Source organism: Hominenteromicrobium mulieris, assembly GCF_046197855.1.
GTDB classification, from domain to species: Bacteria; Bacillota; Clostridia; order Oscillospirales; family Acutalibacteraceae; genus Hominenteromicrobium; species Hominenteromicrobium mulieris.
Genome location: NZ_CP173188.1, coordinates 1,137,860 through 1,161,814, shown reverse-complemented (window position 1 = coordinate 1,161,814; position 23,955 = coordinate 1,137,860). Strand labels below are relative to the sequence as shown.

Sequence of the window (23,955 nt, the reverse complement as noted above, 5' to 3'; positions counted from 1 at the left end):
CCTCCTTTCGTTAGCTGTAGCTAACCATTGCATCTAAAAAAGCCGATAACCTGTAAGATTCCTGTCTTACAAATTATCGGCTCTGCGTCTTAGCGTCTGGCTCTAACGATACTATTTTATTTTCTTGAACATCTATGATATGTTCATGTCCACACTTAGGGCAAAACAACGGAAAACGCTTTAATACTGTATCTCTGTTTACCTTCGTTCTCGTTTTATTGCCGCAGACAGGACAATGAACCCAGCCGGATGAATCAATCCACCCACTCAAAAGCATCACCCCGCATTTTCTTCAAAAATCGTCTTCCATCCGGCATTATAAAACCTTCTCATTCTTTGGATATGCTCGACAGCCTGATCTTGGGGCATATCATGAATAACCACTTCAAATAGTCCGGCATAAAAAGCACTGGACAGAAGGTGCGCCAGTTCCGGCGTAAGCCGTCCGGAGGAAAGCGCGTCATTTCCTGTCTGTTCAATAAACTGCATGGTACAGGAAATATCCAATTCAATAATCCGATGGATAAATTCCTGATATGTGCTATTCTCTCCACTGGTAAGAATCAGCTTAAACTCGTCGAAATGATCGTAGATATATGCAATTACCTTAGAAAAGCCGTCGTTTCCAAAGGTCATAACCTTTTCTTTCTGCTCATCTGATGAAAGTATTTTAAAGCGATGGAGTTCCCCTTCGAGTAAATTACAAAATTCATCAGCCGTTGGCCCTACTAAAGCGCAATACAGACTTTTCTTATCAGGATATCGGATATAGATAGCGCCTTTGCTGGAGCCTGCTTTTTCCGCAATCACCTGCAGCGAAGCGTTCTCATATCCACTCTTTAAGAACTCTTTTTTAGCTGATTCAAGCAATTTTTCAGTAACGCCCTCCACACGTTTTGCCATTCCATCAACTCCAAACTCGAATTTATAGGTTGATTTTGTAAACAGATTAAAACCTTCGGTTTCAATCCAACGGTTTTAATATACTGCTTTTTTTGAAAACTGTCAAGTTAATTGTCTCACAAAGTTAGTTTCTTCTAACCTCGAAAAATAATGCAATTTGCACATATAGAAAGAGCCGAATAAAATTAGTTTACTCGGCTCTTTACAGCATAACAGATTCTATTTTTTCTATTTTGCAAACTCCTGCATAATCAAGTTGAGAATTTCCTGCTGACCCGTAGATAATCCCCCGGCCTTCGGCTTAGTGCTTTGTTTCAATTCTTTTACCAGCCGACGAACCAAATCGCGCTGCTCATCCGTCATATCCGTTAAAAGCACCTGATCCTTTTTATCAAACCCAACCAAGTAGTCTAACGAAACATCGTAAATCCTTGCCATAGTGGTGAGGACATCCAGCGTGGGGATTTTGATATTGTTTTCATAGTTGCTGATTACCGATCCGGCCCGGCCTACCCGACGCCCAAGTTCCTCCTGAGAAATACCATGCTTTTCCCGCAGCATCCGCAAATGATTTCCAAAATCAAACATCCCTATCACCTCGCTCTGTCCTGTGATTTCGTGTATAGCTATATTTTACTCCGTTGACCTTCGCGTCTGGCTAAGTGTATAATAAAAGTATTTAGCGAATCGCTAAGATTATGAGCGAATATTTTTCCGATTTGCGATGAAAAGGGAGCCGAGAAGCCCATAAGAAAGGTTTTTTGGCATAAAACCGCCCGAAAGAAATAGGGCGGGCTGTTCGTAAAGAGGGAGTGGAGTAACTGTGGTGAGAGGACTCACACCCCTTTATTTTCCCTGTAATGGCAACACAGAAAAAGGCGCTTTCCCAACCTTTTATGATGAAATCACCCTGCCGAATGTTGTAAAATATACTTGTTATCAAGCTGACGATTTCAAAAGGTCAGATCGGGCTACATTCCCCATTATTGTGGCAGCGTATGCCCAAAACCCTTTATACAAGAGAAATCCATATCCAGAATTCATGCACTGAAAGGAGTATCCAAATGCCAAAAGTAATGATCATTGAATGCAGTGATGAAGAAGCCGACCGTTTGGTTGAGCAGATCAAGAGCATTATTGCCGAACCCCAATACCAGCCATTTCGAGGGCCGGGAAAGGTTTATGAATTCGGCTCATTGCGGATTGACCAGCCCAAGCGGGAAGTAACCCTCCATGGTAATGCTGTAAAACTAAGCCATCGGGAATTCGAAATTCTCGGCTTATTTGCTTCCCATCCGAATCAGGCCCTTTCTGCGTCTTTTCTCCACAATGCCGTCTGGCTTCATCCAGATTCGGAGCATGGAGAGGAAGAAGCTGCCGCCTATGTGCGAAGCCTGCAGGAAAAACTCGGCCTGAATAAATCGAACCCCACCTGCCGGATCGTTGAAGGTACCTGTGCAGAGAAAAAAGGCTGTTGTTTTACCTTTTTGGTTGATTAAATAAATATTCTTGTTCTTTTGTCATGTAATGTAGATAAAAGCACTACGAAATATGCAAATGAAAGGAGAATCGAATCAGAAAAGTAGTTTTTCTCTTTTATACTGTCCCCATCTAAATTTATATGGGGAAATATGGAAATAAAACAACGTCCGCTTTCCCCATGCAGAGGGGATGGCGACAATGCGGCGAAAACCACCGCACACAGAAAGGGCTGCAGCTTCATACGAAGCTGCAGCCCTTTTTCGTTCGACATTATCTCATTTTAATTTACCATTAAATGCCAATTTCGAGGAAACAGCCTCGCTATGCGCATTCGCCTGCGGGCGGGTGCGCTTTTTTCATGTTTTTAGAAAGAGGTCATGGCTAAGAACTCATAGCGGCAGGCCGCCGCCCCGACAATCTGAATTTTTCAAAATTTCAGATTGATCGGAGGAAACAGCCATGGCTTACAACAAAGCCAGAGCCGAAAAACAGTGGCTCAAATGGAAAGAAGCAGAAGAAAGAAAACTCAGAGAACTCGGCGTGGATGAGGACACCATCCAACGCCTGCATACATACGATTGGGCGCAGTTCAATAAGGAACGGCAGTACCTGCAGCGACAGGTAGAATGGTCACATTATGTGGACTGGGTTTCAGCACAGGATCTGGAACTGCCCGTCGAGGATACCGAAGCCCTGCTGGACAGCATCGAGGATATGGAGCTTTTTTCTTTGCTACACAATATGGACAAGCTCACCCTCGAAATCCTCTTCATGAAGATGGACGGATACGGCAGCAAGGAAATCTCAGAGAAAACCGGCCTGTCAGTAAACGCCATTGATCTGCGGATTTTCAAACTCAAGAAAAAATTAAAAAATTTTTTATAAGCGGAAAGATTCCGGCCTTTTTCCTGGGCTATAGGGCGAACGGGGAAAAAGAAACGTTCGCCTTGCAGCTTGAAAAGTAAATACCAGCCATGCGGGTACGTTCCCGCCTGAGCGAGCGACTAAAAGTTTGTTATGCACAAACTTCGGAAAAAGCGCCATGACGAGCCGCACGCAAGCTGCCTCCCTTTTCAGGGATGGCGGCTTGTGTTGTTGGCTTTGAGCGATGCATTTTGACCGGAAAGAGGGGGTAGTTTCCCTTTTCGCCACGACCTTGGGCGGGGTATTATGATACGCGCTATCGTTTTGCCCACACGTCAGATGGGCTGGCCGACCTTGGGTTGTAATCAGCAAGACCTTCGGGGAGCCAGTGAACGGCTTGTCAACTGCAAGCCTGCCCGCATGGTTCCCAAGGTTGCCGGGGGGCGAGCAGCAAATACGGCACATCAAATTCAACCCTTTTATTTTTATTCAGATTGCCGTTGACGGCGAATCCGTGCGGCGCAGGTTTTCTGCGCCGCATCAGTTTGCCGCCAACGCACAAGAGCAAATTGCTCTAAGGAGAATGTGCCGAAATGAACAATAGCCTGAAAGAGCAGGCCCATGGGGAAATCGAACGGATCTTCCGAATCCTTCTCCCTCAAAACGGACTGGCAGTTCGGGAAGAACAGATCACCCTATGCCACGCCATGCTGGACACCCTGCTCAAAAACAATATCGCTTTATGCGACGCGGGAGTCGGGATTGGCAAGACCTACGCCTACCTGACCGCCTGCATTTTACTGAAGAAGTTTGCCCCGCACGGGCCTGCCGGTTCCCAGCCAGTAGTGGTCTCCACCTCCAGCGTTGCCCTGCAGGACGCCATCATCGGGGAGTACATCCCATTTTTGTCCCGGATTTTTCTGGAGAACCGCATTATTCAAAAACCCATCCGGGCGATGGTGCGAAAAGGCAAGGAACGCTTTGTCTGCGATGTCCGTCTTTCTCATCGGTTGGAAGCCGTGAAACATAAGAAAAAGAATGCGGAGCAGATGAAAGCCCTGCTCTCCCTTCGCACCTATTATGATTTAGACGCCGTAACCGGCCTCAGTGGATTTGACAGGCGGCAGGTATGCGTCCCCAAGGTTTGTGAGAAAAGCTGTTCGCTGCGAAATGCCTGCCGGTACCATCAATACCTGAAGGAAGCCCGAAGCGCGGAGATTTTCGTCCAGATCTGCAACCACAACTATCTGCTGGCCGACGCTGCCCACCGTTTGCAGGAAATGCGGCCCCTTCTCAATGATTACCGGGCTTTGGTGATCGACGAGGCCCACAAGCTGCCGGACGCAGCACGCCAGATGTACGGGCAGAGTTTGTCTGCGGAGGATTTCCGTGAACTCTGCGACCTGCTGGCAAAAGAAAAATATATCCTTGCTTCCCAGCGTCTGCGGGAAAAGTTCCGCGCTCTCATGGGGGCCATGTGCCGGGGCGAACTGCTGGAAGAAGCCCAGCGCACCGCCTTTATTTTAACGCCGGATCGGGAAGCGGCCCTTCGAGATTGTCTTTCCCTCCTTCGGCAGCTTCAAAAACAGCTTGCCCCGCACCTCCCACGGTGGCTTCTTTACCGGCTGGGAACAACAGAGCAGGCCCTCGGCCTGTTTTTTACCGGGGACCGAAAATACATCCTCTACATCCAGTACGACAGGGACGGAAGCCCCAGCCTCTGCGCCGCCAGCCGGGAACTGCCGGAGCAGCTGCGCCGGGCGCTGTGGCTGAAGGACGTCCCCGCCATCCTGACCTCCGGCACCCTCATGGCTGGCGGCAGCTTTGAACGCACAAAAAAGGTCATGGGGCTGTCCTTAAATCAGCGGCTGGAGGATTTTATTGCGGTTTCGCCCTTCAATTATGAGGAAAACTGCCTTCTTTACATCCCAAATGATCTTCCCAAAACACAGATGGGCAGTGAACAGGAAGCTAAGTGTCTGGCAGAGCAGATCTGCCGTTTAGTGGAAGCCACGCATGGCCACACTCTGGTGCTTTTTACTTCCTATTCCCTCATGGGCGCTGTTTACAATCAGGTAAAAGACCGGCTGTCTTTTCCCTTGATGGAAGTATGGCGGCACTCGCAGGACGTCATCCACCAGTTCAAACAGGCCAGCAACGCTGTGCTGTTCGCGGCGGGCTCTTGTTGGGAAGGTGTGGACTTTCCCGGCGATATGGTGTCGTCGCTCATACTTGTGCGGCTGCCGTTCCCTGTTCCCGATCCATTGAGCGAAGCGGAACGGGAGCAGTACCCAACGCTGCAGGATTATATCAAAACCGTAGTAATCCCCGATATGCAGGTAAAGCTGCGGCAGGGCTTCGGGCGGGCCATCCGCACCGAAACCGACACCTGCGTGGTGAGCATTTTGGACTATCGGGCAGCCCCCGGAGAACGGTATCACAAGGCTGTGCTGGAAACCCTGCCGAACCTTCGGCTCACCAGAAAAATCGAAGATGTCGAGGAATTCATCCGGGCAAAGAAAGGCCCGGATTATTTTATGCCATAAAGGAGATTGACATAGATGAACAGAAAAACAGAAACGGCGGAATTTCCCTACGCAGACCGCCCCATGTGGTTATACAGCCGCAGCAGCGATAAAAGGATGTTCGTCCTGATTCAGCAGATGCGGAATCTCTTAGAGGAAGCCAATCATCGGGAATATACCGTTGTAGGTACTTCTCAGGATATGGGTACCGGCAGAAGCATGGCCCGCATGGGCCTGAAGCAGATGATGCGGAGTGTGCAGGGCGGCTTCGTCCGCGCTGTGCTTGTGCGGGATTTATCCCGCCTGAGCCACGATCCCGCCATCCTGATTCAAATACTGGAATTTTTGCAGGATCACGACGCGGTACTGATCACCACCGAGAGCGACCTGCGGTATGAGCTTTACGTCAAGGGGCTGGAAAACCGCTTTTTCCAGAGGGCGGCCCAAAAGGGCCTCCATTTGCCATGGTAAAGGGGGCTGAATTTATGCGTGTTACTTACAATCCAGAAGCGCCATCCCCTCTCATAGTCAATGAAATCAAATATTATATGGCGCTTTCGGCCTTGAAAAAGATGCTGGCCGATGGCATCATAACCTCTGAAAATTACAAGAAAGCGACTGTTGCTATTGCCGAAAGATACCGGGTTTTGCGATACGATATTTAGTGGTTATCGTGATAGCTTTGTACCAGCCGTTGTGGTAATGTTGTTGCTGCGGGGTGGTCACAATAGATGCCGCCCAAGAAAGCGCAGAAAGGGCGGTGCGGAGAATGCCACAGGTGCAGATCATAGAACCTACGATAAGACCACAGAAACAGAAAATCCGGGTTTGTGCCTATGCCCGTGTGAGCAGCAACTCCGATGATCAATTGAACTCCTTTTCCGCGCAGGTCGAATATTTCACCCAACTAATACAAGCCCACAGCGATTGGGAATTCATTGACATCTATGCCGACGAGGGCATAACCGGTACCAGAGCCGACAAGCGCGATGATTTCCAACGGATGATGCGGGACTGCAGAGCTGGGAGGATTGACCGCATACTGGTTAAATCCATTTCCCGATTCGGAAGAAACAGCGCCGACTGCATTGAAGCCGTTCGGGAACTGAAAATGTTGGGAATAGCTGTTGCGTTTGAAAAAGAAGGCATTGATACAGGCCGCATGACCAATGAAATGTACTTTTCCATGTACAGTGCATTCTCACAAGAAGAATCCACTTCCATTGCGAAGAATATGCGTAAAGGCGCAGTCATGCGGATGAAAAATGGAACCTACCGTCTATCCCAAGCGCCTTATGGCTACCGCTTAGATGAAAAAGGCGGTTTTCTGATTTGCCCGGAAGAAGCGAAGGTTGTCCGAAAGATATTTGGGGACTTTCTCTCAGGGAAAAGCATTCGAGAAATCGCCAATGAACTTGCACAGGCCCAAGTGCCAAAGCTGAAAGGGAACCCCGTGTGGAGTGCCACCGGGGTTTCTTATATTTTAACCAACGAACGCTATATGGGAGATGAATTGTTCCAGAAACGCTTCACCACTGACGCATTTCCTTTTAAGAAAGTAAAGAACCGTGGCGAGAAAAGCCAATTTTATGCGGAGAATACCCATGAAGCTATCGTCAGCCCCAATGTATTTCGTCTGGCGCAGGAACTTCTAAAAAAGAAAAATCAACTCCATGGACGGAAAAAGGAAATCCAGACCTATACTTTCTCCAAAATGCTGGAGTGCGGCGAGTGTGGAAGCACATTCTGCAGGCGGGTAACCAAAGCCGGAACTGTAGTATGGGCCTGTTATCGGCATTTCCGTGACAAAAAATTGTGCGCCATAGAAAATGTGCAGGAGTCCGAAGTGGAATCCGCATTCGTTACCTTATATAACAAGCTGGGGAGAAATCGCTCAGAGATTTTAACCCCATTCATTACGCAGGTGGAAAAACTGCGTGATAAAAATTTCATGTCCCATCCGGGGGCCATGCAGTTGAACAAAGAAATAGCGGATCTGTTGGAGCAGAATCATGCGCTGGCTACTTTGAGAGCAAAAGAGTGCATTGATTCTGCTTTTTATATGAGTGAAACCAATACCAATAACACCAAGCTGGAAAATTTGCGGAAGGAGCTCCAGCGATACCGTGACTTAAACGACTACCATGAAATACTCAATGGAAGCTACCTGCTTCTAAAAATTTTTGAAGAGCAGGAAAGTATCTCAGAGTTTGAGCCTGTAGCTTTCCGCAATATGGTTATTAAAGTGAGGATTTTTTCAGACACCATCTGTTTCCGGTTAATCAACGGGATGGAATTGGCTGAAAGAAGATAGGAGTTGTACCAATGAAAAAGAAAAGATACCTGCCCTTCGGATATCAAATGGAAAAGGGAGAAATCATCCCGCACCCTGACGAGGGACCTTTGGTACAGGCTATCTTTTCAAAATACCTTGAAAGGACCGCCCTTTCAACACTCGCCAAATATGCCTCCTTGTCGGGCATTCCTTATCGGGAAGGAGCCGGGCAGTGGAATAAAGCCATGGTTTGCCGGATTTTGGACAATTCCAAGTATGCAGGCGATGAAGGATTCCCGCCGCTGATTTCAAAGGAACAGTTGGAAGAAGCAGCTTTCCTCAGAGCAGCCAAGGCAAAGCAATATGGCGGCAGCCTGCCTGTGGAAATGAAAAAAATCCGCCAGCAGATCTGCTGCGGAAACTGTGGGCAAATCCTCAAGCGAGTCAATATGCGGACAGGATACATCTTGTGGGAATGCCCAAAATGCGGGATAAGCACAGACTACATACCAGACGAACTATTGCTGCAAAGCGTGACTGCCCTATTAAACCGGGCAATTAAAAACCGGGAAAAGCTGAAACCGGAAGAAAGGCATTGTGAATGCTTATCCATCGAAGTCCTCCGGTTGAACAATGAAATTGACCGGCAGATGACCAATCCCCGCGCTAATGCGGATCAACTGCTCCAGCTTATCATGGATTGTGCCAAAGCGAAATACGAAGTCAGCGAAAGCGGTGCTTCGGAGCAGATGACTCAGCTTATACAGGAACGGCTGGCCGATCAACCCCTGATTTCCGATTTCGACTACGACCTGTTTAGCAGCATAACAGAGAAAATCCTTATTCAGCCAAATGCTTCCGTTCACCTTCAACTGCGAAACGGAAAAATGATATAGCCTACCGGAAAGGAGCGTTTATATGGAGCCACAAGCCCCCATCAGGCAGAAAATCATCCGGGAGATTAAACCCTCCCCAGTGCTGCAGGCCCGAACCCGCAATCACAAGCTAAGGGTAGCGGCTTACTGCCGAGTCAGTACAGAGCAGGAAGAACAGCAGACCAGTATCGAAAACCAAATCACCTATTACGATGATTTGATTCGTTCAAATCCTGAGTGGGAATATGCTGGCGTTTTTTCAGACGATGGCATCAGCGGAACCAGAGATGAGAACCGCCCCGGTTTTATGGAAATGATAAAGCAGTGCAAAAAAGGGAAAATCGACATGATACTGGCAAAGTCGCTATCCAGATTTTCCCGAAATACCCTGCAATGCATTTCGTACATACGAATGCTCAAGGATCGGGGCATTATCATCCGGTTTGAAAAAGAAGGACTGGACACCTCCCGTGTAACAAGCGAAATATTCTTCACATGGACCAGTGCTTTCGCCCAAGGCGAAAGCGAATCTCTGAGCAACAATGTTAAATGGGGCAAACGAAAAGGGTACAGTCAAGGAAATTTCGCCTTTCCCTATAAGAATATGCTGGGCTATAAAAAAGGAGAGGACGGAGAGCCGGAGATTGTGCCGGAAGAAGCAGAACATATCAAAATGATTTTTAACCTGTTCTTGCTGGGCCGCAGCCTGCGTCAGATCAAGGAAGCCTTGGAACGGCGAAACATACTGACGCCGCGGGGGAATCCAGAATGGGGATTGTCCAGTATTGAACATATCCTGCGAAATGAAAAATATATGGGCGATGTACTGCTGCAAAAGAGTTACACCGTAGACTTCCTGACTAAGAAAAAGAAGAAAAACAACGGGGAGCTCACCCAATATTACATCACTGACAACCATCCGGCGATTATCTCTCGTGAGGATTTCCTAAATGTCCAGCTTGAACTGACCAGAAGGAACAGCAAAAAGAAGGTTTCCCAAAAGAAAACCAAGAGTGCGCTGGGCAAATACTGCAGCAAGTATGCACTTTCCGAAAGGCTGGTTTGCGGGGAATGCGGTTCCATGTATCGCCGGACCACATGGGTAAAAAAGGGCAAGAAGAAAGTAGTCTGGCGCTGCATCAGTCGATTGGAATTCGGAACAAAATACTGCCAGCATTCACCAACCATATCGGAAGAAGCCTTGCATCAGGCAATCCTCCAATGTATTCAAAAAGTGGTCGAGGACAAAGAAGATATCCTGAAAAATCTGCGTGATGTTCAAGAAAACATTATCCTGTTTTCCGGGAATCAAATCACACCGCAATCACTGGAAAAGCAAATAGACAAGTTGCAGCAGGAAATGTCGGCCTTAGTTAAAATTATCGCGCAGGGTGGCGATAGCGAATTCTATGCCGCCAAGTTACGGCAGCTTTCTGAACAGAAAATGGGCCTTACCAGCCAACTGCAGGAAATCCAGAAAAAGAAGATGGCAGATCAGGCACAGGAATACCAGTACCAACAAGCCTTGCTTTATATCAACAATGAGGAAAACTTGAACCTTACTGAATTTAACGATGACTTTATCCGAAGAATTATTGAACAGATAACAGTTCTCTCTGCCACCCAAATCAGAATACGGTTTGTCGGCGGATATGAGCAGGACGCAAACCTGCCATTGAAAAAATAGGTTGCCTGCAAAAAAATAGCACCGATGTCCTCAATACGGGGGCATCGGTGCTATTTTTTTGTGGGTAACTGTTTGGCCCATAACCCTCTTAACATACCATAACATCTCCTGAAATTTTTTTGTCGAAAAGACTGGACAGGACTTGGGATGTATGCTATAATAATTATACAGAAATTTTGTTGCAGAGTTTACCACGATTCCGGTTAAGCCAAGCGCAAAATTTTGGGCAAAAAAATTTATTTTTTAAGTTTTTTGCCGTTTCTCAGTTGAATACAAGGGGGGATCTAAAGTGTCCACCCCTTCCAGAAAAAAGGACTTTGCATTTTGCAAAGTCCTTTTTCAATGAAACGAATCCCTTCGGTATGTGAAATTGCCCTGCGGGCAGTGAAATGCGCTGCGTCTCCAAATCACCCATGGTTCTGCGCCATCACGCCGACCAACGCGTGCGGCACATAGGGCTCTTCAAGGTATGCAATCTCATCAGCGGTGAGCCTCAATTCAACGGCGTTCACAAGCCCCGTGATGTGCGAAAGATTCGTTGCGCCGCAGATGGGCGACGCAACCTTCGTCAGCAGCCACGCGAGCGCGATCTCCGTCATGGTACAGCCGCGCTTCTCGGCCAGCTCCGCCACACGGTCAATGATCACACCGTCGGTCTCGGCGGTCTTGTCGTACTTAAATTTCGCGTAATTGTCTTCCTCAAGGCGCTTGGAGCTCTCACCAGGATGCCTCGAGAGCCGCCCTGCGGCGAGTGCACTGTATGGCGTCATCGCAATGTTCTCCGCCTTGCAGAATGGCGCCATTTCGCGCTCCTCCTCGCGGAAAATGAGATTATAATGCCCTTGAACGGACACAAACTCCGCCATGCCGTGCATACGGGCGTAGTAATTCGCCTGCGCCAGCTGCCACGCATAGCAGTTCGAGATGCCGATGGCGCGGACCTTGCCGGCCTTCACCGCGTCGTTCAGCCCCTCCATAATCTCCTCAATGGGCGTGCGATAATCCCACATGTGGCAGATGTACAGATCAACGTAGTCCATACCGAGACGCTTCAGGCTTGCATCGAGGCAGTTTTTCACGTGCTGCTGCCCCGTCACGTCGTTTGCAATCTCCTCGTCGGTGCGCGGCTCAAATTTCGTCGCCAGCACCACGTCCTCGCGGCGGGCAAAATCGCGCAGCACACGGCCGACAAACATCTCGCTCGTGCCGCCTTGGTAGCTCATCGCCGTGTCAAAAAAGTTGATGCCGTTCTCGAGCGCCGCTTTGATGATCTCGTTGGAGCTTTCCTCATCCAGCGTCCAGCGGTGCTGCCCCGCGGCCGCTTCGCCAAAGCCCATGCAGCCAAGGCAAATGCGCGAAACATTCAGGTCAGAGTTGCCGAGTTTTACGTATTCCATGTGTCTTCCCCTTTTCTATAAAAATTCGTGATTTCTTGCTTTCAGTATACTAAACCATCAAAAGAATGTCCAATACTTATTTTTTATCCTTCTCCATGCCGGAAATGTATTTCTTCGCAAAATCGAGGAACGCGTTCGTCAGCGGTGAGAGCACACGGTTCTTTTTCCAAACGAGCACCGTCGCGGCGCGGATCGGCGGCTGCAGCGGCACGAATTTCAGGCCGTTATGCTGCAGGTCGAGCTTCAGCGTGAACAGCACGCCGTTTTCGCGGCGAATGACCGAGGCCATGTTGTATTGCAAATCGCCGTGCGCGATAATGTTGAGCCGGTCCGCGCTGTCGCCGAACCAGTTCACAATCTCACTGCGGATCTGGTCCCGGCGCGAAAACACCGCCGGGTACGGCACAATGTCCTGTGGCGTCAAATACGGCTTCTGCGCCAGCGGCGAATCCGACCGCACCAGCGCGTTCCACGTTTCCGGCACCGGGAAGTGCAGAAAATCATACTTGCTGATTTCCACCGGCTCCAACAGCAAGCCGATGTCCAACGTGCCACGTTCAATGCGCTCCTTAATGTTATCGGAGTTGCCGCTATAAATGCTGTACGTCACGTTCGGGTGCTCGGCGCGAAACGCCGCCAGAATGCCGGAAAGATGGCAGGAGCCGTGGTACTCGCCGCTGCCGATGGAAATTTCACCGGTCAGCATTGCCTCCTGCTTTAATTCCCGCTTCGTCATTTCGGAAAGCGTCACGATTTCCTCTGCGCGGCGGCGGAATAACATACCCTCCTCCGTCAACGTGACGCTGTGGTTGTTGCGGCTGAACAGCTTCACGCCAAGCTCCTGCTCCAGCCCCATCAGCTGGCGGGAAAGTGTGGGCTGTGTGATATGTAAAAGCTGCGCCGCCTTCGTGATGTTCTCCTCACGCACAACAGCCAGAAAATACTGCAAGACTCGTATATCCATAGATCTGAAAGCAGCCTCCTAAACCTCGGGCGGCAAACGCGCACCCTTTATATTTCGTATTATAGCACGCCTGTCATGCCCATTTCAATACAGCGCATTGTTCAAGTTGTGCAGACAAATCTTGTGCAACTTCAATAAAGTTTTGCGCCTTATGTAAATCTTCTGTTCAGTTTTAAAATCAAATCTTACAAATCTCTTTATAAATGCAAAAAAGCTGCAAAAGCCCTTGTAAATCCAGAAAAGTTGCGCTAAAATAGTAATCCGCGCTGGGGTATTTCTTATTTATATGAGCGTGCTCATGTACGCATATACGCACATGATTTGGATTTTTATGATTTCGTAATTTTTTGAAACGGTTTTACCGGATCACGGTATGCGGCCGCGGTCCACAGGAGGTGCATTTATCTGCAAGTATTCAGAGCACTGAAAAAGGGATTTTTAGAGCTTACCCCAAACGAAAAGGTCTTGCTTGTTTTAACGGCTTCCATTTTCCTCACCGTCTATGCCGAGATGCTGGCGCTGCTTTTATTGCCGTTTTACATTGCCGCCACGAAGCAGAGCTTCGTTTTCTTCCGCCGTAAACAGGATTTATTTTTTCTTTCGGCTTTCTGGGTGCTCTCCCTGCTCGTCACGATTTTCTCAGGCGGCACCGTAACGGATATTCTGCTCGGCGCTTTTATGGTGTTCGCATTCATCGCCGTCATTTTCGTCAGCTATACGATGACCCAGCGCGCGTTCCGCCTCATTTTATCTTTCGTCTGCCTCATGAGCCCCTATTGCCTCCTTATCGCGCTCGTTCAGCGCGCGCTCGGCATGGAGTGGGTTTACGGTGCGCGGTATAACTCCATCTTCACAAACCCCAATTACTATGCGTTTTACATTTCGCTCGTCGTGCTCTTCTGCATCTACAACATCGTAAAAAGCGAAGACACGCCGCTGCGCGGTTTATACGCTGCCCTGATTCCGTTGAATCTTATCGCACTCGAGCTCACCGAGTGCCGCACCACTTTCATGGTGCTGCTCATCGTCTGCCCTGTCATGCTGTGGTTCTGTGGCAAGAAGAAGTGGCTTTCCGTGTACCTTTTCACCATGCTCGGCATTTTGCTCACACTCGTTCTGTTCGGTGAATCGCTCGATTTTCTCCCGCGCATCGATCTCATCCGGCACGATTTTGCAAAACGCATGAGCATCTGGTCGGGCGCCATCGGCAGTATTATGGACGCCCCGTGGTTCGGCCGCGGCTACAATACATACGCGCGCATCCATGACCTCTACGGCTCATACAGCATCGCAAAGCATTCGCACAACCTGCTTTTGGAGCTCCTCATGGACTTCGGATTTGTGGGTACGGCGGTCTTACTCGGTTACTTTGCCATCAATGTCGGCAAGATTATCCGCCTGCACCGCAGCCACAAGTGCCACCAGCGCTACGCCCTCACGGTCTCCGTCATCGTTTGCGTTCTGCTGCACGGGCTTTTGGATATCTCCATGCTGTGGCCGCAAACCGGTCTGCTCGTCATTTACATCGTCGGCTTCAGCACCGAGTACGACAAGCAGCACATCTTCGGCACAGACCGCCGCCACGAGATTTTTGCGCTGCACGCAAGATCCATTCAGGCAAAAGAGCCCATCTTGTAAAAAATTCTGTTATCCTTTACAAAAAGGCTGCCGAAATTTCGGCGGTCTTTTTCTTTTGTGTCTCTTTTCGGATAACGCGATTTTTGTTATAATAAAAGAGTTTTGGACAATACCGCATAAATTCCCCGCGGTACTGCCCCTTCAATTTTTCAGCAAAGGAAGATCTATTTTATGGGCGGTTTTTTCGGCGCAGCATCGCAGACTGACTGCGTTTTCGACCTTTTTTTCGGCATTGATTACCACTCCCACCTCGGCACACGCCGCGCGGGCATGGCGGTTTACAGCCCGGAGACCGGCTTTGACAAAGCCATTCACAACATTGAAAACGCTCCGTTCCGCACGAAGTTTACAACGGAATCGCAATCTATGCACGGCACGCTCGGCATCGGCTGCATCTCCGATTATGAAGCACAGCCGATTTTGGTGCGTTCGCATCACGGCACCTTCGCCATTACGACCATTGGCAAGATCAATAACGCCAATGAGATCGTAGAGGACATCATCGGGCGCGGCACGCATTTCTTTGAGATGCAAAACGGCGAAGTGAACCCCACAGAGCTCGTCGCCGCCATCATCGACCAGAAAGAGAATTTCATCGACGGTATTCGCTACGCGCAGGAGGTCGTCGACGGTTCTTTGAGTATGCTCGTCCTGACGCCGCGCGGCATTTACGCGGCACGCGATAAACTCGGCCGAACCCCTGTCGTGCTCGGCCAAAAGGAAGACGGCTACTGCGCAAGCTTTGAAAGCTTCGCGTATTTAAACCTCGGCTACCACGACCTGCGCGAGCTCGGCCCGGGCGAAGTTGTCGTGTTCGACGCCGACCATGTGCAAACGCTCGTCGCCCCCGGCAAAAAAATGAAGATCTGCACGTTCCTGTGGGTCTACTACGGCTACCCGTCCTCCAGCTACGAGGGCATCTCCGTCGAGAGCATGCGCTATAATTGCGGCCGCGCGCTCGCCCGCCGCGATAACGTCCACCCCGATATCGTCGCCGGCGTACCGGATTCCGGCATCGCGCACGCCATCGGCTATGCCAACGAGTCCGGCGTACCGTTCTCCCGTCCGTTCATCAAATACACGCCCACATGGCCGCGCTCCTTCATGCCGACGCACCAGAGCAAGCGCGACCTCATCGCCAAAATGAAGCTCATCCCGGTGCACGACCTCATCGAGGGCAAGAGCCTCCTTCTCATCGATGACTCCATCGTGCGCGGCACGCAGCTGCGCGAAACGACCGAGTTCCTCTACGCAAGCGGCGCAAAAGAAGTGCACATTCGCCCCGCCTGCCCGCCGCTGCTCTTCGGCTGCAAATACTTAAACTTCTCCCGCTCCACGTCCGAAATGGAGCTCATCACCCGCCGCGTTATTAAAGAGCTTGAGGGCTGCGACCCCGACCGTGCCACACTTGAAGAATACGCCGACCCGGACAGCGAGAAGTACCGGAAGATGGTGGAGAAGATCGGCGAAAAGCTGCACTTTACCACCCTTCACTACCACCGCCTCGACGATATGATGGAGTCCGTCGGCATCGACGCAGACTGCCTTTGCACCTACTGCTGGAACGGCAAAGAGTAATGTAAAAAGCATGGCAAAAGTATTTTTGATCTGCGGCAAAATCTGCAGCGGCAAAGGCTTTTACACCCGGCAGCTCAAGGAAAAAGAACACGCTGTGGTGCTCTCCTGCGATGAGATTGAAAACGACCTTTTCCACCATGACCTCGGCGACCGCCGCGATGCGATTAGCGCGGACATCAAAGCATATCTCCACAAAAAAGCCGTGGACATCGCCCACGCGGGCTGCAATGTCATTTTAGATTGGGGCTTCTGGAGTCGCGAAGAGCGCACAGATGTTTCTGCCTACTACAAAAATGCCGACATCGACTTCGAGTGGCACTACATCGACATTTCCGATGCAGACTGGGCGAAAAACATGGAAGCGCGCAACGCTGCCGTTGCCGCCGGTGAAACGACCGACTACGCCGTAGACAGCGGCCTACTGCAAAAAGTTCTCACGCTTTTTGAGACCCCCATACCCGATGAGATCGACGTGTGGTTTACAAACCGCAGATAATTTTGCACAGTACAAAAGGACGACAGTTAAGCGCAACTGCCGTCCTTTTTCTATGCTCTGATTGTTTTTACACTTCGCCGTTAAACACCTTTTCCGCGTAGCGCACACTGCCCATCGCATCTTTGGAGTAGAAATCCGCGCCAATCTCCTTAGCGTACTCGGGGTTCAGCACCGCGCCGCCCACCATGACCTTGCAGTCATGCGCTTTGCGCAGCTGGCGGATCGTCTCCGCCATGCTCTCCACCGTCGTCGTCATCAGGGCAGAAAGCCCCACAAGGCGCACGTTTTTCTCGATCGCCGTCTGCACAATGATCTCCGGCGGCACGTCCTTACCGAGGTCGAGTACGTCAAAGCCGTAGTTTTCAAGCAGCACCTTCACAATGTTCTTGCCGATATCGTGAATGTCGCCCTTCACGGTCGCAAGGATGATGGTACCCTTCTTTTCCTCCTGAATGCCCTTTTTCGCAAGATTCTGCTTGATGCGCTCAAACGCTTCCTTCGCTGCGTCTGCGCTCATGAGAAGCTGCGGCAGGAACACCGTATTTTTTTCAAAGCCCTGCCCCACTTCGTCGAGCGCCGGGATAAGCTCACCGTTGATGATTTCCAGCGGCGGCGTCGTTTTCAACATCTCGTCCGTCAGCTGTCCCGCCTGCTCGCGCAGGCCTTTCACAATGGCGCGGTGCAGCGAAACGCTTTCGGCAGACCCGCCTGCGCTCTGCTGCGCGGCGCCCGTGCGCACGTCCGGTGCCGCCGTGGTGTTCGCATACGCTTCGATATACGCCTTGCAGCCCACGTCTATGCCCATCAGCGCGCAGAACGAGCGGTACGCCTTCATCAGCTCGTCGCTCAGCGGGTTGATGATGCCGGAGCTTAATCCGCGCTGCATCGCCATCGCGAAGAACGTGGAGGTCACCAGCTCGCGGCGCGGCAGACCGAACGAAATATTGGAAACGCCGAGCACCGTATGCACGCCGAGCTTGTGGCGGATGGTGTCAAGCGCATCGAGCGTGATCATCGCGTTATCCGCGCCCGTGCTCACCGTCATTGCAAGCGTGTCCATAATCACGTCGCTGCGGTCGATGCCGTAGCTTTCCGCCGTTTTCAAAATCTTCTCCGCAATCGCCACACGCTCCGCAGCAGAAGCCGGGATGCCCTTTTCGTCGAGCGTCAAGGCAACCACCGCAGCACCGTACTTTTTCACAAGCGGCAGTACCGTGTGCAGCGATTCCTCTTTGCCGTTCACGGAGTTCACAAGCGGCTTGCCGTTATAAATACGCAGCGCACACTCCATGGCCTCCACGTTCGAGGTATCGATCTGCAAAGGCGTGTTCGTCACGCTCTGCAAGTTGATGATGGCCTTTTCCATCACCGCGGGCTCGTCAAGCTCCGGCAGACCAACGTTCACGTCCAGAATGTCCGCGCCGTGTTCCGTCTGCGCAATGCCCTCACGGCACAGATATTCCAAATCGCCTTCGCGCAAAGCCTGCTTTAAGCGCGGCTTGCCCGTCGGGTTGATGCGCTCGCCAATCAAAATCGGCCGTGCACCGAACGTCACCGTATGCGTATACGAGGACACCACGGTCTTCTTTTCAATGTGACGCTCCTTCACCGGTTTGTTTTTCAGGCGTTCTGCCAGCAGTCGGATATGCTCCGGCGTCGTGCCGCAGCAGCCGCCGAGAATCGCCGCGCCTTTCTCCGCAAAGCGCTCCATGTACGCGTAAAATTCCTCCGGCCCCACGGGGTACGAGGTCTCGCCGTTCACGGAAACCGGCAGACCGGCGTTTGGGTTGATGACAATGGGCAAATTCGTCAGCGTCAGCATTTCATCGACAAAGCTTTCCATCTGCTCCGGGCCGAGGCTGCAGTTGATGCCCACCGCGTCCGCACCGAGGCTCTCCGCCAGCAGCAGCGCCGCCGGGATGTTGCTGCCCGTCAAGAGCTTTCCCGTGCTGTCAAACGTAAACGTTACAACGACTGGCAGGTCACAGTTTTCCTTTGCCGCCAGCAGCGCCGCCTTCGCTTCGTAGGCGTCGCTCATCGTCTCGATGATCACGAGGTCGGCGTTGTCCCTGCCTGCGATAATTTCCTCTTTAAAAAGCTCGTACGCGTCATCAAACGCCAAATCACCGAACGGCTTCAAAAGCTTGCCGGAGGGGCCGATGTCGAGCGCCACCGCCGCCTTGCCGCCGCTCGCCGTGTGTGCAAGCTTCAATGCCTGTGAGACGACCTCCTGCACGGTGTGGCCCGTCTTTTCCAGTTTTAAACGGTTCGCGCCGAACATGTTCGCCGTCAAAATATCGCAGCCCGCGTTCACGTAGTCGGACTGAATTTTCAAAAGCACCTCGGGGTGTGTCAGGTTCCAAAGCTCCGGCAGCTCGCCGCCCATAAGGCCGTTTGCCTGCAAAAGTGTGCCCATGCCGCCGTCCACAATGACAACAGATTTTCCGAATCGTCCTATAACAGGATGCATAAATTTTCTCCCTTTCTCTGCGCGTCAGATTTCGCGGAACTCGCAGTCGGTGTTCGCGCAGCCGCGGCACTTTACGTATGTGCATGTCGGCGCGTCCGTCACGCCGATGACCGCCGTCACGGATTTAAACGGCACCATCAGCATGGTGTCCGTCAGCGTCAGCCCAATGCGCTTTGCACATTCCAGCCGCGCAAAGATCTCTTTTTGGCTTTCGAGCGCAAAGTCGCCGTACCCCGGCGAATAGCGCGGCTTCAAAAATAAGCCCGCTGCGGCTTCCTTTTCCGCGATCTGCGCCTGCATTTCGTCACAGTAGTCTTCAATGAGCGCATTCGCAACGGAATGCGCCACCGTGCCGCGCGCCATATTGAGCGCGGATAACCGCCGTATCATCATATCGGCCTGCAAACCCAGCGTCGCCGCAAACAAATACGCTGCCTTGCAGCCGCGTAAATGGCGTGAAAGCTTTATGCTCTCGATGCGCCAGCCGTCCAGCTCCACCGCGTTCTCAAGTACTTTTATGTCGTATCTTTTATATACGCATTTCGGCATGAGCGTGCGCAGCATCTCGCCGCCGATCTCGCGAATCATCTCATCGGTGTCTGCATCGGCCGGCTTCCCGCGAAAGCCAAGATAGCGCAGCGCCTCTTTCTCATTCAGCTTCATAGCCGTCAATGATCTTTGAAAGGTTCGTCATGATGCTGCCCGCAATGTCCGGGCGGTTCATCGTGTAGATATGAATATGCGTCACGTCATTCGCGATGAGGTCGATAATCTGCTCGGTCGCGTACGCAATGCCCGCCTGCTTCATCGCCTCCGGGTTGTTCGCAAAACGATCGACGATCGCCTTAAAGCGCGTCGGCATAGAAGAACTCGAAAGGCTCATGATGCGCTTAATCTGCTTCGCGTTCGTCACCGGCATAATGCCCGCAATGACCGGCACGCGAATGTCGTGGCGCAGGAGCTTGAACATATAATTATAAAGAATGTTGTTGTCAAAGAACATCTGCGTCGTTAAAAACTCGCAGCCGCTTTCCACCTTGCGGCGCACGCCGTCAATATCCGCGTCGCTGTTGTACGATTCCGGGTGTCCCTCCGGGTAACATGCGCCGCCGATGCAGAAATCCGCACCCTCGCGGCGAATGGCATTGATGAGGTCGCTCGCGTGCGGGAACGTCTGCGGCGCCGTATCACCCTCCGGAATATCGCCGCGCAGCGCCAGAATATTCTCAATGCCGCTCGCCTTAAACGCATTGATGGACGCTCTGAGGTTCTCTTCGTCCTGTCCCACACACGTCAAATGTGCCAGCGCCGTAACGCCGCTTTTCTGCACCTCTTCTGCAATGGACAGTGTGTTTTTGGAGTTGGAGCCGCCCGCGCCGTAGGTCACGCTCATAAAAGAGGGCTTATGTGCCGCGATCTCATGCACCACCTGCTGTGTGTTTTCCAATGGCTTGCCCGGCTTCGGCGGGAACATCTCGCAAGAGACCGTCACCTTGTTGGTCTTCAAAATATCGGAAATTCTCATAAGTCATCACTTTCTGTATCGGTTTCATATTTTCATTGATATACCGTTAAAGTATAGCATAAAAATGCAGGAAACGCAATTTGAAAATGCAGAATTTCGCTGTTTTTTCCGCTTACGGTTCCGGCCGCATCAGTGGGAACATCACCGTGTCGCGGATATTCCTCGTGCCGAGCAAAACCTGCAAAACGCGGTCAATGCCCATGCCCCAGCCGGAAATGGGCGGCATGCCGTATTCCATCGCCGTCAAATAGTCGTCATCCATCACCATAGCTTCCTCGTCGCCGTCCGCGTGGCTCTGCGCCTGAATTTGCAGTCTGCGGCGCTGCTCATTGGGGTCCACAAGCTCCGAGTACGCGTTGATGATCTCCGCGCCGTTGATGACAAGTTGAAAGCGGTCCGTAATCTCCGGATCATCATCATTCGCGCGCGCCAGCGGCGACAAGTCCGTCGGGTGCGCAATGAGAAACGTCGGCGCGATCATCTTCGGGCGGCTCACCTTCTTGTATAATAAATCGATGAGGTTTCCGCGCCCAAGCTTCTTCGGGTCGTCGGTGGAGTTTAATTCAATGTGTCGGCTTTCAATTTCCTGCAATAAAGCCTCCGCCGTCTTAAACTCGTCAATGTCAATGCCGCAGTCCTTTAAAATGAGCTCGCGGAACGTCACCACCGCCCATTCCGCGCCGAAATCGATCTCGGTGCCGTTAATGGAGATGACCGCGCTGCCCCGAATCTTCGTGATGACCGTTTGCAGCATGTCCTGCAAAAAGCGCATGTTGTCGCGGTAGTTATAGTACGCGCAGTAGCCCTCCAGCATCGTAAAATCCTGCAAATGCGTCGTGTCCATGCCTTCATTCCGAAAGCACCGCGCAAACTCAAACACCTTCGTAAACCCACCCACAATGGCACGCTTCAAATACGTCTCCGGCGCAATGCGCAGATAAACGTCCATGTCAAGCGCATTGTGGTGCGCAACAAACGGCCGCGCCGTCGCGCCGGACGGATGATCGATGAGCACCGGCGTTTCAATTTCGATGTAGCCGTTGTCCTCCAAATACCGCCGAATCTCCCGCACAAGCTGCGACTTGAAAAGGAACCGCCTGCGCGTTTCCCCGTTCATGCACAAATCGAGGTACCGCCTGCGCCAACAAAGCTCTGTGTCCTGAATACTGTGGAACTTCTCCGGCAGCGGACGGAACGCCTTGCCTAAAAACGTGATGCACTTCGCGCGCAGCGTCTTTTCGCCCACCTTTGTCGTGAACATCTCGCCCTCCGCGCCCATAAAGTCGCCTACGTCAAAGCCCCTCTTGAAAAAGTCATACGTGTCCTCGCCCACTTCGTCGCGCATCACGGCAATTTGCAGCTTGCCCTCCATATCGGAGAGCGTCACAAACGAGAGCTTCCCCATGCGTCGAATGGCTGTCACACGCCCTGCAACGCACACGTCCTGCACCCCGTCCGGCAGCTTTGCCGCCTCGCACAGCTCATGCGTTTGCGCATAGCGCTCCGGGTACGGGTTCACGTGCTCCCGTACATAATGAAACTTTGCCTTTCTTGCTTCCAATAACGTGTTTTCGCTCATTTTCTACACCCTTTCGTGCTGTTATTTTCATCGGGCGGGAAATTTAGAGCGTAAAAAATCCCGTTCACTTTTGAACAGAACCAGTAAAACAGGACAATAGACAAAATCCCCCCTGATGTAGGATAATAAGTACATCAGGGGGGATTCATTATGAGCAAACGAAGATACACCAATATGCAGGTTCTACTACCGACCATAGAAAAGATGTTAGAATCAGGGAAGAACCACAGGGAAATCGAAGCGGAACTTGGCTTGGAGGGAGACCGTCCGGTTCACAATCTGCTGAAGCGGCAACGCAAAAAAGCCGCCAAGGGTGCGCCGAAGTTTCGTGGCAGGAAGCCTGCAAAGACGCTGCAGGAATATAAGTATGAGAATAAGCGGCTCAAGATGGAAGTGAAATTACTGCAGGATTTTCTGCAGTCCACAGAAAGGAAGTGAGGCCAAAGGCAAAGTACGCCGTCATTCACCGTCACCGGGGAGAATACCCAATATCTGTTATGTGCAAATTCTTCGGGGTATCCAGAAGTGGTTACTACTGCTTTAAAAAGCGTCTGGGAGAGACGGATCGCGATGCTGTTGTGGCAAAGGAAATCGAGGAATGTCAGCGCAGGACAGATAAGACCTATGGCTATCGACGTGTATGGAAGTGGTTAAAAGGCAGAAATATTCAAAGAGATCCGAAGACTGTGCTCAGAATCATGAAAAAATATGGATTATTGTCTGAGGTTCGCCGACGCCGCCAATGGGTAAATCTTGGTCAGCAGGTACACAAATACGAAAATCTGTTGAACAGACAGTTCCGGGCGGTCAGGCCAAACGAGAAATGGGTCACGGACATTTCTTACATCCACACAAAAGAAGGCATTTTATATCTGTCCATGATCCGAGATCTGTATGACAACAGTATTGTGGCCTACAAGACTGCAAGTCGGCAGACTGTGAATCTTGTTCTGGACACGATTCGTCTGGCAATGAAGAAAGAGAAAGTCGCTGCGGAGTTGCAGCTCCACAGCGACCAAGGCTTTCAATACACATCGCAAGCATACTTCAAGCTAACACAATCTTACGGCATAACGCCGTCCATGTCAAGGAAAGGAAATCCTTATGACAATGCCATGGCAGAAAATTTCTTCTCCATTCTGAAAACAGAGTGCATCTACCGCCACAAGCCAAAGACGTTCCAAGAAGCAAACGAACTGATCGACAGGTATATTTACTTCTATAACCACGAACGCATCCAAACAAAAACGGGAGTGGCACCGCTGTCGCTGCGCCACTCCGCTTAAAACTCAATATCCTACATGGGGGCTTTTAGTGCTGTCCGCATAATCTGGTGCGGTTCAGTTTCCAAGGACGGGATACAATAACCCGTGGTACCACCTTAGTTTGCCCGCGCCTCACGACGCACGCCTTTGCAAGTACAGACTTCGCCGCAGGAAAAGTACGGAAAACATCGATACTCCTGTGCTGTAACGGGCACGCCCGGCATAGTCTCAGCGCAAAAACGCAGTCGGTATGCAGCTCCAAGGCTTTGTTCGGTGATCCGTTCCTGCACCCCATCGCAGCTTACGGGGCTCTCTGTGCCATTCCCGGATCCCTACTGTCACTCTTCATCGCTTGTTAAAACGGAGTATAGCACACGGTTTTCAAAAAGTAAAGAGAAAATTTTCATCCCCGCGCATTTTCCTCGCTTTGCA

22 protein-coding genes are annotated in these 23,955 nt (G+C 51.1%); 13 read left to right on the top strand and 9 right to left on the bottom strand.

Annotated features, from left to right (window positions below; genetic code table 11):
* Positions 1–73: 73 nt before the first annotated feature.
* From ACI0CA_RS05510 to ACI0CA_RS05500, 3 genes are all read right to left on the bottom strand, one after another.
* Entirely contained in the window at positions 74–277 is a 204-nt protein-coding gene (locus ACI0CA_RS05510) for a cysteine-rich KTR domain-containing protein (protein WP_148485996.1), read from the bottom strand.
* Positions 277–903, bottom strand: coding sequence for a TetR/AcrR family transcriptional regulator (locus ACI0CA_RS05505; protein WP_148485939.1), 627 nt, complete (start codon positions 901–903; stop codon positions 277–279). The genes ACI0CA_RS05510 and ACI0CA_RS05505 overlap by 1 nt, the downstream gene beginning before the upstream one ends.
* 228 nt (positions 904–1,131) lie before the next feature.
* A complete protein-coding gene (locus ACI0CA_RS05500; protein ID WP_148485940.1) occupies positions 1,132–1,491 on the bottom strand; it encodes a helix-turn-helix domain-containing protein in 360 nt (119 codons plus the stop codon).
* A gap of 476 nt (positions 1,492–1,967) precedes the next feature.
* On the opposite strand from ACI0CA_RS05500, the gene ACI0CA_RS05495 reads away from it, so the two are divergent.
* The 8 genes from ACI0CA_RS05495 to ACI0CA_RS05460 all read left to right on the top strand — a co-directional run bounded on the left by ACI0CA_RS05495 (position 1,968) and on the right by ACI0CA_RS05460 (position 10,611).
* Positions 1,968–2,402, top strand: a complete 435-nt coding sequence (locus tag ACI0CA_RS05495) for a winged helix-turn-helix domain-containing protein (RefSeq protein ID WP_178085498.1) — start codon at positions 1,968–1,970, stop codon at positions 2,400–2,402.
* 442 nt (positions 2,403–2,844) lie between these two features.
* Positions 2,845–3,270 (top strand): sigma factor-like helix-turn-helix DNA-binding protein, encoded by a 426-nt coding sequence (locus tag ACI0CA_RS05490; RefSeq protein ID WP_148485942.1) that lies wholly within the window; start codon positions 2,845–2,847, stop codon positions 3,268–3,270.
* 572 nt (positions 3,271–3,842) lie between these two features.
* Positions 3,843–5,795: an ATP-dependent DNA helicase gene (locus tag ACI0CA_RS05485; protein ID WP_148485943.1), complete on the top strand. Its 1,953-nt coding sequence runs from the start codon at positions 3,843–3,845 to the stop codon at positions 5,793–5,795.
* Positions 5,796–5,810: 15 nt separating this feature from the next.
* Complete coding sequence (locus tag ACI0CA_RS05480) at positions 5,811–6,245, top strand: recombinase family protein (RefSeq protein ID WP_148485944.1); 435 nt, start codon at positions 5,811–5,813, stop codon at positions 6,243–6,245.
* Positions 6,246–6,259: 14 nt separating this feature from the next.
* Complete coding sequence (locus ACI0CA_RS05475) at positions 6,260–6,439, top strand: SHOCT domain-containing protein (protein WP_148485945.1); 180 nt, start codon at positions 6,260–6,262, stop codon at positions 6,437–6,439.
* A 104-nt stretch (positions 6,440–6,543) separates the two neighbouring features.
* Positions 6,544–8,088, top strand: coding sequence for a recombinase family protein (locus ACI0CA_RS05470; RefSeq protein WP_148485946.1), 1,545 nt, complete (start codon positions 6,544–6,546; stop codon positions 8,086–8,088).
* Positions 8,089–8,099: 11 nt separating this feature from the next.
* Positions 8,100–8,945, top strand: a complete 846-nt coding sequence (locus ACI0CA_RS05465; protein WP_148485947.1) for a recombinase family protein — start codon at positions 8,100–8,102, stop codon at positions 8,943–8,945.
* A 22-nt stretch (positions 8,946–8,967) separates the two neighbouring features.
* On the top strand, positions 8,968–10,611 hold the full coding sequence (locus ACI0CA_RS05460) for a recombinase family protein (protein ID WP_148485948.1): 1,644 nt from the start codon (positions 8,968–8,970) through the stop codon (positions 10,609–10,611).
* A 407-nt stretch (positions 10,612–11,018) separates the two neighbouring features.
* Here the strand turns inward: ACI0CA_RS05460 and ACI0CA_RS05455 are convergent, their stop codons facing one another.
* A complete protein-coding gene (locus tag ACI0CA_RS05455) occupies positions 11,019–12,008 on the bottom strand; it encodes an aldo/keto reductase (RefSeq protein WP_395506511.1) in 990 nt (329 codons plus the stop codon).
* A gap of 76 nt (positions 12,009–12,084) precedes the next feature.
* Positions 12,085–12,972 carry a LysR family transcriptional regulator gene (locus tag ACI0CA_RS05450; protein WP_176819939.1) on the bottom strand — a complete coding sequence of 296 codons (888 nt, stop codon included), beginning with the start codon at positions 12,970–12,972 and terminating at the stop codon, positions 12,085–12,087.
* Between the two features lie 465 nt (positions 12,973–13,437).
* Between ACI0CA_RS05450 and ACI0CA_RS05445 the strand changes: the two genes are divergently transcribed.
* The 3 genes from ACI0CA_RS05445 to ACI0CA_RS05435 all read left to right on the top strand — a co-directional run bounded on the left by ACI0CA_RS05445 (position 13,438) and on the right by ACI0CA_RS05435 (position 16,684).
* A complete protein-coding gene (locus tag ACI0CA_RS05445) occupies positions 13,438–14,610 on the top strand; it encodes an O-antigen ligase family protein (RefSeq protein ID WP_308448084.1) in 1,173 nt (390 codons plus the stop codon).
* Positions 14,611–14,781: 171 nt separating this feature from the next.
* Positions 14,782–16,188 carry an amidophosphoribosyltransferase gene (locus ACI0CA_RS05440; protein WP_308448083.1) on the top strand — a complete coding sequence of 469 codons (1,407 nt, stop codon included), beginning with the start codon at positions 14,782–14,784 and terminating at the stop codon, positions 16,186–16,188.
* Between the two features lie 10 nt (positions 16,189–16,198).
* A complete protein-coding gene (locus tag ACI0CA_RS05435) occupies positions 16,199–16,684 on the top strand; it encodes an AAA family ATPase (RefSeq protein ID WP_417107313.1) in 486 nt (161 codons plus the stop codon).
* A 67-nt stretch (positions 16,685–16,751) separates the two neighbouring features.
* Here ACI0CA_RS05435 and ACI0CA_RS05430 read toward each other — a convergent pair whose 3' ends face one another.
* The 4 genes from ACI0CA_RS05430 to lysS all read right to left on the bottom strand — a co-directional run bounded on the left by ACI0CA_RS05430 (position 16,752) and on the right by lysS (position 22,258).
* Positions 16,752–19,154 (bottom strand): homocysteine S-methyltransferase family protein, encoded by a 2,403-nt coding sequence (locus ACI0CA_RS05430; RefSeq protein WP_446806485.1) that lies wholly within the window; start codon positions 19,152–19,154, stop codon positions 16,752–16,754.
* 24 nt (positions 19,155–19,178) lie between these two features.
* Complete coding sequence (locus ACI0CA_RS05425; RefSeq protein ID WP_308448080.1) at positions 19,179–19,817, bottom strand: vitamin B12 dependent-methionine synthase activation domain-containing protein; 639 nt, start codon at positions 19,815–19,817, stop codon at positions 19,179–19,181.
* Positions 19,804–20,679: a methylenetetrahydrofolate reductase gene (locus ACI0CA_RS05420; RefSeq protein WP_308448079.1), complete on the bottom strand. Its 876-nt coding sequence runs from the start codon at positions 20,677–20,679 to the stop codon at positions 19,804–19,806. Before ACI0CA_RS05420 ends, ACI0CA_RS05425 begins: the two co-directional genes overlap by 14 nt.
* A gap of 112 nt (positions 20,680–20,791) precedes the next feature.
* Positions 20,792–22,258 (bottom strand): lysine--tRNA ligase, encoded by a 1,467-nt coding sequence (gene lysS, locus ACI0CA_RS05415; protein ID WP_308448078.1) that lies wholly within the window; start codon positions 22,256–22,258, stop codon positions 20,792–20,794.
* Between the two features lie 150 nt (positions 22,259–22,408).
* On the opposite strand from lysS, the gene ACI0CA_RS05410 reads away from it, so the two are divergent.
* Both ACI0CA_RS05410 and ACI0CA_RS05405 read left to right on the top strand, forming a co-directional pair.
* Positions 22,409–22,696 carry an imidazolonepropionase gene (locus ACI0CA_RS05410; RefSeq protein WP_395507467.1) on the top strand — a complete coding sequence of 96 codons (288 nt, stop codon included), beginning with the start codon at positions 22,409–22,411 and terminating at the stop codon, positions 22,694–22,696.
* Positions 22,693–23,544 carry an IS3 family transposase gene (locus ACI0CA_RS05405; RefSeq protein ID WP_395507468.1) on the top strand — a complete coding sequence of 284 codons (852 nt, stop codon included), beginning with the start codon at positions 22,693–22,695 and terminating at the stop codon, positions 23,542–23,544. The genes ACI0CA_RS05410 and ACI0CA_RS05405 overlap by 4 nt, the downstream gene beginning before the upstream one ends.
* The last annotated feature ends 411 nt before the right edge of the window (positions 23,545–23,955 follow it).

Coding starts and splice junctions, on each gene's coding strand:
- ACI0CA_RS05510 (WP_148485996.1), bottom strand. CDS start 277: ATGCTTTTGAGTGGGTGGATTGATTCATCCGGCTGGGTTCATTGTCCT.
- ACI0CA_RS05505 (WP_148485939.1), bottom strand. CDS start 903: ATGGCAAAACGTGTGGAGGGCGTTACTGAAAAATTGCTTGAATCAGCT.
- ACI0CA_RS05500 (WP_148485940.1), bottom strand. CDS start 1,491: ATGTTTGATTTTGGAAATCATTTGCGGATGCTGCGGGAAAAGCATGGT.
- ACI0CA_RS05495 (WP_178085498.1), top strand. CDS start 1,968: ATGCCAAAAGTAATGATCATTGAATGCAGTGATGAAGAAGCCGACCGT.
- ACI0CA_RS05490 (WP_148485942.1), top strand. CDS start 2,845: ATGGCTTACAACAAAGCCAGAGCCGAAAAACAGTGGCTCAAATGGAAA.
- ACI0CA_RS05485 (WP_148485943.1), top strand. CDS start 3,843: ATGAACAATAGCCTGAAAGAGCAGGCCCATGGGGAAATCGAACGGATC.
- ACI0CA_RS05480 (WP_148485944.1), top strand. CDS start 5,811: ATGAACAGAAAAACAGAAACGGCGGAATTTCCCTACGCAGACCGCCCC.
- ACI0CA_RS05475 (WP_148485945.1), top strand. CDS start 6,260: ATGCGTGTTACTTACAATCCAGAAGCGCCATCCCCTCTCATAGTCAAT.
- ACI0CA_RS05470 (WP_148485946.1), top strand. CDS start 6,544: ATGCCACAGGTGCAGATCATAGAACCTACGATAAGACCACAGAAACAG.
- ACI0CA_RS05465 (WP_148485947.1), top strand. CDS start 8,100: ATGAAAAAGAAAAGATACCTGCCCTTCGGATATCAAATGGAAAAGGGA.
- ACI0CA_RS05460 (WP_148485948.1), top strand. CDS start 8,968: ATGGAGCCACAAGCCCCCATCAGGCAGAAAATCATCCGGGAGATTAAA.
- ACI0CA_RS05455 (WP_395506511.1), bottom strand. CDS start 12,008: ATGGAATACGTAAAACTCGGCAACTCTGACCTGAATGTTTCGCGCATT.
- ACI0CA_RS05450 (WP_176819939.1), bottom strand. CDS start 12,972: ATGGATATACGAGTCTTGCAGTATTTTCTGGCTGTTGTGCGTGAGGAG.
- ACI0CA_RS05440 (WP_308448083.1), top strand. CDS start 14,782: ATGGGCGGTTTTTTCGGCGCAGCATCGCAGACTGACTGCGTTTTCGAC.
- ACI0CA_RS05435 (WP_417107313.1), top strand. CDS start 16,199: ATGGCAAAAGTATTTTTGATCTGCGGCAAAATCTGCAGCGGCAAAGGC.
- ACI0CA_RS05430 (WP_446806485.1), bottom strand. CDS start 19,154: ATGCATCCTGTTATAGGACGATTCGGAAAATCTGTTGTCATTGTGGAC.
- ACI0CA_RS05425 (WP_308448080.1), bottom strand. CDS start 19,817: ATGAAGCTGAATGAGAAAGAGGCGCTGCGCTATCTTGGCTTTCGCGGG.
- ACI0CA_RS05420 (WP_308448079.1), bottom strand. CDS start 20,679: ATGAGAATTTCCGATATTTTGAAGACCAACAAGGTGACGGTCTCTTGC.
- lysS (WP_308448078.1), bottom strand. CDS start 22,258: ATGAGCGAAAACACGTTATTGGAAGCAAGAAAGGCAAAGTTTCATTAT.
- ACI0CA_RS05410 (WP_395507467.1), top strand. CDS start 22,409: ATGAGCAAACGAAGATACACCAATATGCAGGTTCTACTACCGACCATA.